At 31.7% G+C, this 11,920-nt stretch carries 6 protein-coding genes; 4 read left to right on the top strand and 2 right to left on the bottom strand.

Features of this window, described 5'->3' with window-relative positions:
* Window positions 1-6: 6 nt before the first annotated feature.
* Window positions 7-336: an iron-sulfur cluster assembly accessory protein gene (locus CHB81_RS01465; protein ID WP_089350107.1), complete on the bottom strand. Its 330-nt coding sequence runs from the start codon at window positions 334-336 to the stop codon at window positions 7-9.
* Window positions 337-669: 333 nt separating this feature from the next.
* On the opposite strand from CHB81_RS01465, the gene CHB81_RS01460 reads away from it, so the two are divergent.
* Window positions 670-1,596, top strand: coding sequence for a hypothetical protein (locus CHB81_RS01460; protein WP_089350106.1), 927 nt, complete (start codon window positions 670-672; stop codon window positions 1,594-1,596).
* A 228-nt stretch (window positions 1,597-1,824) separates the two neighbouring features.
* Complete coding sequence (locus tag CHB81_RS01455) at window positions 1,825-2,682, top strand: MBL fold metallo-hydrolase (protein ID WP_089350105.1); 858 nt, start codon at window positions 1,825-1,827, stop codon at window positions 2,680-2,682.
* Between the two features lie 73 nt (window positions 2,683-2,755).
* Here CHB81_RS01455 and CHB81_RS01450 read toward each other — a convergent pair whose 3' ends face one another.
* A complete protein-coding gene (locus tag CHB81_RS01450; RefSeq protein ID WP_089350104.1) occupies window positions 2,756-7,990 on the bottom strand; it encodes a T9SS type A sorting domain-containing protein in 5,235 nt (1,744 codons plus the stop codon).
* A gap of 290 nt (window positions 7,991-8,280) precedes the next feature.
* On the opposite strand from CHB81_RS01450, the gene CHB81_RS01445 reads away from it, so the two are divergent.
* Complete coding sequence (locus CHB81_RS01445) at window positions 8,281-9,912, top strand: S8 family peptidase (RefSeq protein WP_089350103.1); 1,632 nt, start codon at window positions 8,281-8,283, stop codon at window positions 9,910-9,912.
* 63 nt (window positions 9,913-9,975) lie between these two features.
* Window positions 9,976-11,856, top strand: a complete 1,881-nt coding sequence (locus CHB81_RS01440) for a M1 family metallopeptidase (protein WP_089350102.1) — start codon at window positions 9,976-9,978, stop codon at window positions 11,854-11,856.
* The last annotated feature ends 64 nt before the right edge of the window (window positions 11,857-11,920 follow it).

Raw genomic sequence — 11,920 nt, 5'->3', positions numbered from 1 at the left:
ATTAATTTATAGCGAAAATGATTCTCCGCAACCACAAGTTCTGCTTGCATTTGGGTTGTTAAAAACAAAACCTTTTCCGTTTAATCCGCCAGAGAATTCTAAGATTGTTCCGGCTAAATATAGGAATGATTTTTTTTCAACTGCAATTGTTATGTCGTTGTCTACAAAAATTTTATCGTCGTCGCCTTTGGTTTTGTCAAATTTTAAATCATATGACAAACCAGAGCATCCACCACTTTTTACGCCTACTCTTACATAGTCGATAGCGGCATCAAAACCATCATCTTTCATTAAGTCGATGATTTTCTTTTTGGCTGTATCAGAAACTTTTATCATTGTTTATGGTATTTGTTTTTATGCTTTCATTTGAAATTGCTGCTTAAAAAGTAATCCAATGGTTACTTTTTAAAGTGCTGTACCTCAATGTTGAAATGAAATTATCTGCAAAGATACGACTTAAAAACCTTTTTCCATAACGGTTGGCATTATTATAACAAATGTTAAAATAGATAGAACTTATTTTGATGTTTTAAGGGCAAAAAAGTGAAGTTATTTTGTTTTGTGTCTTATTTGTTAAATGCTTTGCATTTTTTCAAATTTAAAAAACCGTATTTATACCTGCCTTTACTTGTAAAATAATAGTATTTTTGCAAAAAATTGTGAGTAATTATGAAGAAACAGTACAAGAGTAAGTGGGTAAAAGCACTTTTAGCAGTATTTTTTGTTTTTGGAATAGGTGCAACAGTCTTTATTTTTAGTAGAGTGCCAAATGAGATTGATGAGAAAATTAGAGATGTAACAAAAGGGCGGAGCGCCATCGAATCAAATCAGGAGATACTCGCTCAGAAAAATATTTTAGATTCGTTAACGGCTCTGAAATTGGCTTATGATATGGCAATACTTGAGAAAACAGCCTTGTCACAACAATTAGAAATGGAAAGGAAAAATATAGAAAATCTGATGGAGATTATTAAGGTTTCTAAAAATCCTTCAGTAGAACAAATCCATATTTATAGAAAGCAGCTTTCAGATATGAATACTTCATTAGTGTCTAAAGGCATAGAAGTTAAAAAACTAAAATCTCAAAATAAAAGTTTATTAACCGAAATTGAGAGCCAGAATGTTGTTATGTACATGCAAAAGGCTGAAAATGACACTTTGATTTCAAAACAGAAAAAATTAGAATCTACCTTAAAAGATGCTTCTAGATTGTCACTAAGTAGTTTTAAAGTTATTGCTCTTAGGGAAAAAAAATCAGGAAAAGAACTTGAAACGGATAAAGCAAAAAGTACCAAAAAGCTTAAAGTTAGTTTTTTTGTCAATGGAAATTCAGTTGCTAAAACAGGAAAAAAAATCTTTTATATTCAGGTTCTGGATCAAAAAAATACTGTTTTGGGAGAGAACAAATTAATTGAATTCGGGAACGACAAAGCTTTAGTTTATAGTTTTATTGTAGCGGTAGATTTTCAGGGTAAACCAATAAATGTCTATGGAATTTTAAATTCAGATGAAAATCCATTTACGAAAGGAACCTATTTTGTCAACTTCTTCGACAAACAAGAAATAATGGGAAGCGCATCAATCACGTTGGAATAACAATGTTTTAGCCCACAGATTTTACTGATTTAACGGATTCCTGCTGTATTTTTATTTCTAACAAAGCTGTGAATGTGTAAGTTTCAAACTAAAATAATCTGCGTTGACCTGTTAAATCAGTAAAATCCGTGGGCAATTTTACACGTACAGGAGAAACATTATTTGAGAATATTTAGCATAAGGAGATTGTATTTCCTAGCTTTGTTTTCTTATTCGAAATTTACACTCATGAAGCTTTACCCTATAGAATCCGGAAATTTTAAGTTAGACGGAGGTGCAATGTTTGGCGTTGTGCCCAAAACAATCTGGAACAAAACTAATCCTGCTGATGCCAATAATTTAATTGATATTGCAGCTCGTTGTCTTCTTATTGAAGATGGAAATCGCCTGATTTTGATTGACACCGGAATGGGAGATAAACAATCTGAGAAGTTTTTTGGTTATTATTCGCTTTGGGGATCTCATTCTATTGATAAATCACTGGCAAAATATGGTTTTCACCGAGATGATATTACAGATGTTTTTATGACGCATTTGCATTTTGATCATTGTGGAGGAAGTGTACAATGGAACGCAGGTAAAACAGGTTACGAACCAGCTTTTAAAAATGCCAAATACTGGAGTAACGAAAATCATTGGGAATGGGCAACAAAACCTAATGCTCGCGAAAAAGCTTCTTTTTTATCTGAGAATATTTTACCAATGCAGGAAAGCGGACAACTGAGTTTTATTAAAAGACCTGAAAGCGATTTTGGTTTTTCTGAAGAATTAAATTTCGGGATTTATTATGTTGATGGCCATACCGAAAAACAAATGATTCCGCATATTCAATATCAGGATAAAACCATTGTTTTTTGTGCCGATTTATTGGCTACAGCAGGACATATTCCGTTGCCCTATGTTATGGGTTATGACACGCGTCCTTTGTTGACGATGCCCGAAAAATCAAAGTTTCTGAATGCAGCAGCAGATCAGAATTTCTATTTGTTTTTAGAACACGATGCACACAATCAAATTATCACAGTAGAGCATACTGAGAAAGGCGTGCGACTAAAAGAGGTTTTTACTTGTGAAGATGTTCTTTAAGAACGATTAAAATCATAAAAAAATCCCATTTCAATTTAATGAAAATGGGATTTTTTAGTTTAACTAATTGTAATTATTCGACGATAATTTTCTTAGCCGAAGCTGCGTCCTGATTGATCATATATATATAATAAACTCCTCTTGGAAGTCCTGATAAATCAATTGTATTACTTGTATTGGCAGAGTCTAAAGTGAATGATCTAACTAATTGCCCTGACGTATTATAAATAGTCGCTTTTTCTAAAGTTAAATTATCAATAGTTACTTTTCCTTTTGTTGGATTAGGATACATAACAACTTTGTTGAAAACAGAATCTTCAATACCTAAGTTTTTACAAGTGCTGGAATAAGTCGAAGTCGGTTCTTTTATAGTACTCCATTTTGCATTCGAAAATTCTACATCATCAACCTGAATACACGAAAGGCTTTTATTGTTTAAAAAACTACAAGCGTCAACCTTACCACTTTTCTTATCTGTGCCATTTGATGCAGGTAATATAAAATTTTCATTATTTCCGTTTTGTAGATTTAATGTCGTTAGAGGATTGAATTCAATATAAACAAGTTCTAAAAGAGGATTATGCGATAAGTCCAATGATGTTAATTGATTATTGGCAGCATTTAATCTTTTTAAAAGAACATTGTGATTTAGGTCTAATGAAGTTAAATTGTTATTATAACACTGTAAAATATCTAACTTAAGATTGTTCGAAAGATCTAAAGCTGGAATTTGATTTAATCCACACAACAAGGTAAGTAAATTGGACAGATTTGATGTATTCAATGTTGTTAAGTTGTTAGATCCGCACGAAATGATTTCTAATTCATTGTTTGCAGTTAGATCAAGGACGCTTAATGAATTATAATCAACCGTTAAATAATGAAGCTTTTTATTTTGAGATAAATCAATTGTTGAAATTTGATTTGCCGCAAAACTTAGGTTAATTAATTCTTTGTTTGCGCTAACGTCTAGATTAGTGATCTTATTATAATTTAAATCTAACTTAGTAAGCAAAGTGTTTTGACTAACATTGATTGTGCTTAAGTTGTTAACAGAAAGATCTAAATAGGTTAAAGATGTAAAACCTTCAATTCCCGTCATATCAGTAATATTAGAGCTGGAAAGATCTAAAGAGGTTAATTTGTTTATGCTTGAGTTTTCTATTTTGCCATTTTCACCATCTTTGTCAATTCCCAGTTCAATTAATTTTTTTTCAAATAAAATGTCATTAAGTAAAGTAAAAGTGTTAGGGATTCCGCAGTTGCTGCTATAATTTGCAGACGCATCTTTTATACTGCCCCAGTTGGAGTTAGAGTACGTTACATCATCGACCTGAATGCAAGTTAAATTTGGATTTGTTTGAAAATTGGACTCTGCACTATTTAATAAATTGTTTTTTCCGTTTTTTAAATTAAGTTCAGTCAATTTATTGTCATTACATCCAAGCTGTGTCAAAGCTTTATGATTTGTAAGATCAACCGTTTTTATTAAGTTTTTACCAAAAGACAATTTAACTAAAGCAAGATTGTTAGAAATATCAAGATTACTCAAATTGTTGTCATAACAGTCTAATTCAGTTAATTTGGTGTTTTTAGAAACATCAAGAGCTGTAAAACGATTGCTGAAACAAGTTAAACTAGTTAGGGCAATATTTTTAGAAATATCCAGATTGGTTAGTCCTCTATTAGAATGGTTGTCTATGTTATTGCATTTTAAGGTTTTTAATGCAGTGTTTTTTGAAATATTTAAACTTGTTAAATAGTTTGAACTACAATCTAAATACGTTAATGCAGTGTTTTTAGAAAGATCCAGAGTAGTAAGTTTATTTGAATTACAATCTAAAAGGGTTAAGGATTCAAAATCCTGAATGCCTGTAAAATCCGCAATTGAATTATTGTCGATATATAATGTTTTTATTGATTTAATATTTTCCGTTGCTATCTTTCCATTATAACCATCATTATCAAATCCAAATTTAACTAAAAAGTTTTCAAAATTAGCATCAGGAATAAGTGTATATGCAGTACAAGCTGTTTCATTGTAGATCGCAATATTATCTTTTCCGGTTAACCAATTTGTATTTGAATAAGAAGCATTATCTACCTGAATGCAGCTTAACTTAGGATTAAGTTTAAAGTTATAACTCGTTAGTAGTGTGTTTTTTCCATTTTTTATATCTAAATTGACCAAATTGTTGTTTCCGCAATTTAGTGCTGTTAAATTAGTGTTTTTAGAAAAATCCAGTTTCTTTATCAAATTTGTATTACAGTCTAAAGTAGTTAAAGCATTATTTTTTGAAACATCAAGATACGTTAGATTGTTTACAGAACAGTCTAGATTTATTAAGGCTGTATTTGTTGATACATCAAGATTTGATAGTTGATTAAATCCACAAAATAAATTTAATAAATAAGTATTGTTAGAAACATCCAGGCTTAATAAAGGATTATGATAACAATTTAAATCTGTCAAAGCTGTATTTTTTGAAATATTTAAATTTGATATCTGATTGTTTTGACAATTTAGATTCGTTAAATTTTCAAAATCTTGTATACCAGTCAAATCAGTTATTAAACTTGAAGAAACATCCAGGGAAGTTATCGCTGAAATACTTGTCGTAAGTACTTTTCCGTTTTCACCATCAGTATCAATCCCTAATGCGATTAATTTATTTTCGAAATTGGCATCCGGAATCAAAGTATAAGGAGACAAACAATCATTATTGTAAGTTGCTGAGCTGTCTTTAAAATCGATCCAATTAATAGCAGCATTAGCCGGATCATCGACTAAAATACAGTTTAAATCAGGATTATTTTTAAAATCTAAAGTAACCAATAAATTATTTTTCCCGTTCTTTAAATTCAATGCTGAAAGCTTGTTATCGTTACAGCGAAAAGTTGTTAAATTAATATTCGAAGAAATATCAAAAGAACTTATTTGATTAGAATTACAATCTAAACTTATTAGAAACACATTTTCAAGAACATCAAATGTTGTTAATTGATTTGAACTGCAGTTTAAATTTTTTAAGGCTAAATTTTTACTGATGTTCAAATTCTTCAACTGATTTGAGCTACAGTCTAAATTGCTTAAAACGATATTTTTAGATAAATCAAGGTTTTTTATTTGGTTCGAATTACATTTTAAATCTGTTAATGCTCCAAAATCCTGAATTCCTGACAAGTCAGTAATAGCGCTTGATGAAACATCGAGAGAAGTGATATTTGCAATGTTTTCCGTTAATACTTTTCCGTCAGAAATAGAGGAGTCTAAACCTAAAGCAATTAATTTATTCTCAAAATTAATGTCAGGAATTGAAGTGTAAAGAGTACAAGGTGTATCACTAAAAATCATGTGTTCATCTTTCTTGTCTGACCAATTAGTGTTGGAGTATGTGGTATCGTCGACCAAAATGCAGTTTAGTTGGCTATTAGAAAAGCAACTAAAGCGTGTTATATACTTGTTTCTGCCATTTTTTAAATTCAAATTTAATAGATTATTAGCTCCGCAATAAAAATAATCTAAAGAGGCATTTTTAGAAACATCTAAAGTTGTTAATTGGTTTGAACTGCAGTCGAACCAGGACAGACTTATATTTTGGGAAACATCCAGTTTTGTTAATTTATTTTGTTGGCAAAACAGCCATACTAAGTTACGGTTTTTAGAAACATCGATATTTGCCAATTGATTGTCCTCTAAGTCCAACTCATGTAAAAGAGAATTTTTAGAAACATTAACACTCGTTAATTTATTTTTTCTAAGAATTGCTACTTCCAGCAACGGATTATTAGAGAAATCAAGGCTTGTTAATAGGTTCTCATTACAGATTAGATAATTTAGAGAAATATTTTTAGAGAGATCAAGGCTTGTTAGTTTGTTAGAAATAATATTTATTTCTGTTAAAGCAAAATTCTGTGAAACATTTAAATTATTTAATAGGTTTGATTGACACATTATTTCTTTTAAAGCAATGTTTTTAGAGAAATCTAAAGTGGTCAATTGATTGTCGGAACAATTAAAATACAACAGTTTTTTATTCATAGAAAGATCAATAGTAGAGGATAATAAATTGGTATTACCATTTAATCTTTCCAAAGCGATATTTTTAGTAAGGTCCAGTGTTTTTAGTCTATTATTGCTACAATCTAAAGTTTTTAAAGCTTTAAAATCCTGAATTCCCGTCAAACTACTAATAAACTGTCCAGAAACGTCCAAAGTTGTAATTTCTGCAATACTTGAGGTTATTACCTTCCCATTTTTTCCATCGGTATCAATTCCTAAGGCAATAAGTCTGTTTTCGAAATAAGCATCTGGAATTAAAGTATACGCAGGTGTACATATTGTCTCACTAAAAATGGTGTTTAAGTCTTTTTCAATGAAGTGTGATGTAGCATACGAAACATTATCTACAAGAATACAGGATAAATTAGGATTAGATTTGGTGTCTAGATAAGTTATATCACTGTTTTTTCCATTTTGCAGATTCAAGTTAACCAAATTGTTTTTAGAACAATTAAGACTTGACAAATTTATGTTTTTTGTAATATCAAGTCCTCTTAATAAGTTTGAAGAGCAATCTAATGAATTTAGACGAGGATAAATTGAGGGATCAAAATAGGTAAGAGCGTTTCCGGCGAAATTTAAATTGGTTAAAGATAAAAAATCTTCAAGCCCGGTTAAATCTGCAATACCACTGTAGGATATATCTAAAGTAGTAAGTGAAGAAATGTTTGTGGTGATAACTTTTCCATTTTTTCCATCTGTGTCGATACCTAAAGCAATTAATTTTTCTTCAAAATTTCCATCTAAAATTTTGGTATAAGTATAACAGGCAACATCATTAAATTTAGTAAAAACATCTATTTTTTTTCTCCAGTTTCGAGTTAAATCCACATCATCGACCAATATGCATTCGAGAGTAAAATTGTTTGTAGTGTCTAAGTCGAAATAAGAAAGTTTTTTTCCTGTTTTTAAATTAAGGCTGATCAATCTATTGTAAAAACATCTTAACTCTGTTAAAGCTATGTTTTTAGAAAGATCCAGAATTCTTATTTGATTGTTGTCACAATACAGTGTTTTTAACGACACGAAATCCTGAATCCCTGTCAAATCAGATATATTACTACTGGATATTGATAATGATGTAACAACCGAAACATTGGCGGTAAGAACTTTTCCATCTGGAGTACCTGAATCGATTCCTAATGAGATCAATTTTTTTTCGAAATTAATATCCGGGATTGCGGTGTTTTGAGCATGAATAGAAAAATTTGCTAATAAAAGCAACAAGAGTAGTTTTGTTTTCATAGAAAGAGTTTATGATTCAATTGCGCAAGGATATATAATTAAGCTCAGCTTTCCTTACGGGAAGACGTAACGGGATTTTCTTTTTAATTTTTTTATAAATTTCTATAAATGCTAAGTCAATATATTTGCTGATAAATTAATGTAAAGTGCTGCCAAAAAAAGCTTTAATGGTTTTTAGGCGATGTTCAAGAATGGGCAGAAATTCATAACGCATTGTTAACTGTTAGTTTTTTGTAACAAAAAATCATAATTTAGGCCCATCTTTTAACTTTACAATTATATACAGATATATGAGTCCTATAAAACCCTTTACTTTATCAGCTTGGGTATTACTTGTTTTAGCAGGTAGTGCAACCGTTCAAGCACAAAATTCAACTTCTAAAGTTGCAATTACAGCACCTTTGGCAATCGTAAAAAAAGCACCTCTTAGTGAAAACGAATTACAAAGATGGAGTCATCTTGATTTAATCAAAGATTCTATTGCCGGAATGAGTGTTGATAGGGCTTACGCCGAATTATTACAAGGAAAAACAGGCAAAAAAGTAATTGTAGGTATCGTAGATTCTGGTGTTGACATCGAACATCCGGACTTACAGGGAATGATCTGGACAAACCCTAAAGAAATTCCGGGTAACGGAATCGATGATGATAAAAATGGATTTATCGATGATATTCACGGGTGGAATTTCCTGGGCGATGCTGTTCACGAAAACCTTGAAATGACACGTATCGTTAAAAAAGGCGATGACGGATCAGCGCAATATAAAGCCGCTTTAGCACAATATGAAGAAAGATCAAGTAAGGTTCTTGAAGACAAACAACAAGTAGACTTTTTGTTAGATGTACATAATACTATTAAAAAGGAGTTAAATAAAACGACTTACAAACTTGAAGATTTAAGCACAATTACTTCAACAGATCCAAAAGTGACCAGAAGTAAAATGATCATGACCCAAATTTTTACTAACGGAGGCCCAACTTTTGATCCGGAAGCGGAACTGGAAGATTATAGAGAATCAGTTTACGACCAATTCAATTATAACCTGAACAAAGATTATGACGGAAGAAAAATAGTAGGAGATAATCCTGAAGATATTAAAAACAATCATTATGGAAATAATGTAGTTTTTGGTCCGGACAAAGAAAAAGCACTTCACGGAACTCACGTTGCCGGAATTATTGGGCAAATTCGCGGAAATAATTTAGGAGGAGACGGAATTTCTAATAATGTTGAAATTTTGACTGTAAGAGCAGTTCCTGATGGAGATGAGTACGATAAAGATATTGCATTGGCAATTCGTTATGCAGTAGATAATGGGGCAAAAGTAATTAACGGAAGTTTCGGAAAAAGTTTTTCTCCGCACAAACAATGGGTTTATGATGCCATAAAATATGCTGCCAAAAAAGATGTTTTAATTGTTCACGCAGCAGGAAATGACGGATATAACATCGATGAAACAAAAAACATCAATTATCCAAATGACTCTGAAGACAATGTCAAAGAATTTGCTGATAACGTAATTACGATTGGAGCAATCAATAAAGATTACGGAGAAAATGTAGTAGCTTCGTTTTCAAATTTCGGAAAAATAAATGTAGACGTTTTTGCTCCGGGTGAAGAAATTTATGCAACGGTTCCAAATAATAAATACAAATATTTGCAAGGAACATCGATGGCATCTCCAAATGTTGCCGGAGTTGCAGCTTTGATTCGTTCTTATTATCCAAAACTAAAAGCGTCTCAGGTAAAACATATTTTAATGGATTCAGGAGTTGCGCTTCCGTCGATGATCGTTTTAGGTGAAAATCCGGATCCAACTCAAAAACCTGTTCCGGTTTCTTCAGCGGAATCTTCAAAAACAGGTAAAATGGTGAATGCATACAACGCTTTATTGATGGCAGAAAAAATGTCAAAGAAATAAATAAAAAATAGAATATTAATCTAATGGAAGAGTGGCAACTCTTCCATTTTTATTAAAACAATCATGCGAAAAATTATCTTACTATCTTTTTTGAGTTTTGGTTTAAACTCAGCAATTGCACAAAATGCTCCCTATTGGCAACAACATGTTGATTACAAAATGGAAGTGTCAATGGATGTAAAAAACTATCAGTACAAAGGGAAACAGGAATTGGTTTATACCAATAATTCACCGGATACCTTAAGAAAAGTTTTTTATCATTTGTATCCAAATGCTTTTCAGCCGGGAAGCGAAATGGATGCACGTTTGCATTCTATAAAAGATCCTGACGGAAGAATGGTTAGTAAAGTAAAAGGAGCTGATGGGAAAGAGGTTAAACAAAGCCGAATTGAAACTTTGAAACCAAATGAGGTTGGATATCTGAAAATCACAAATCTTAAACAAGACGGAGTAACTGCTCAAACCAGAACTTCGGGAACTATTCTGGAGGTTACTTTGGTTAAGCCAATTTTACCAAATTCTAAAACAACCTTTACATTAGATTTTGATGGGCAGGTACCGGTTCAAATTCGTCGTTCAGGACGTAATAATTCTGAAGGAGTAGAACTTTCAATGTCACAATGGTATCCTAAATTGGCCGAATTTGATTTTGAAGGCTGGCACGCAGATCCATATATTGCAAGAGAATTTCATGGTGTTTGGGGTAATTTTGATGTAAAAATTACAATCGATAAGGACTACACAATTGGGGGTTCAGGATATTTACAAGACAAAAATCAAATTGGTCATGGTTACGAAGATGCCGGAGTAACCGTTGTTTATCCAAAAAAGACAAAAACATTAACATGGCATTTTATTGCGCCAAATGTTCACGATTTTACCTGGGCAGCAGACAAAGAATATGTACATGATATTGTAAAAGGACCAAATGATGTTGATTTGCATTTCTTCTACAAAAACAATCCAAAAACAGCTGAAAACTGGAAAAAATTAGAGCCGTTAATGGTTAAAGTAATGGATTTTTATAATCATAAAGTAGGAGCATATCCATACAAACAATATTCATTTATTCAAGGTGGTGATGGCGGAATGGAGTATGCAATGTGTACTTTAATGCTTGGAAACGGAACTCTTGAAGGTGTTTTGGGAACAGCAACGCACGAAATGGGACACTCTTGGTTTCAGCATATTTTAGCTTCAAACGAATCAAAACACCCATGGATGGATGAAGGTTTTACAACTTACATCGAAGACATGGCTTTGAATGAATTAAAAGGAGATAAAAAAGTAGAGAATCCGTTTAAAGGAAATTATGCGGCTTATTATAAGTTAGTAGAGTCAGGAAAAGAACAACCACAATCGACGCATGGTGATCGTTATGACGAGAACAGGCCTTACAGTATTTCATCTTACGTAAAAGGAAGTATCTTTTTGTCGCAATTAGAATATGTAATTGGAAAAGAGAATGTAAATGCAACTTTAAAAAGATATTACAACGATTTTAAATTCAAGCATCCATCTCCAAATGATATCAAAAGAACAGCCGAAAGAGTTTCGGGAGCTGAACTGGATTGGTATTTAATCGATTGGACTGAAACAACAAATACTATTGATTACGGTATTGCAGCTGTTGCAGATAATGCAGGAAAAACAACCGTTACCTTAGAAAGAATTGGAAGAATGCCAATGCCAATAGATCTAACTGTAGAATATACAGACGGAACCTCTGAGAGTTTTTATATTCCGTTAAGAATGATGAATTTTATTAAACCAAATCCAAACCCTAACTTAAAAAGAACTGTTCTTGAAGATTGGGCTTGGGCAATGTCAAACTACAGCTTTACAATCGATAAAAACAAAACGGCGATTAAAAAAATCACAATTGATCCAAGTGGATTAATGGCAGATATTAAAGCGTCAAATAATGTTTATGAAGTGAAATAAGCAAAAATTATATTTTATAAAAAAGCCCTTAAAACTAATTTTAAGGGCTTTTCCTTTTTTCAAA

It is taken from the genome of Flavobacterium sp. ov086, assembly GCF_900187965.1.
Taxonomy (GTDB): domain Bacteria; phylum Bacteroidota; class Bacteroidia; order Flavobacteriales; family Flavobacteriaceae; genus Flavobacterium.
The sequence above is the reverse complement of the archived record's forward strand: the minus strand, read 5'-3'. Positions and strand labels throughout refer to the sequence as shown.

Excerpts from the sequence above, each read along its gene's own strand:
- CHB81_RS01465 (WP_089350107.1), bottom strand. The coding sequence starts at position 336 with ATGATAAAAGTTTCTGATACAGCCAAAAAGAAAATCATCGACTTAATG.
- CHB81_RS01460 (WP_089350106.1), top strand. The coding sequence starts at position 670 with ATGAAGAAACAGTACAAGAGTAAGTGGGTAAAAGCACTTTTAGCAGTA.
- CHB81_RS01455 (WP_089350105.1), top strand. The coding sequence starts at position 1,825 with ATGAAGCTTTACCCTATAGAATCCGGAAATTTTAAGTTAGACGGAGGT.
- CHB81_RS01450 (WP_089350104.1), bottom strand. The coding sequence starts at position 7,990 with ATGAAAACAAAACTACTCTTGTTGCTTTTATTAGCAAATTTTTCTATT.
- CHB81_RS01445 (WP_089350103.1), top strand. The coding sequence starts at position 8,281 with ATGAGTCCTATAAAACCCTTTACTTTATCAGCTTGGGTATTACTTGTT.
- CHB81_RS01440 (WP_089350102.1), top strand. The coding sequence starts at position 9,976 with ATGCGAAAAATTATCTTACTATCTTTTTTGAGTTTTGGTTTAAACTCA.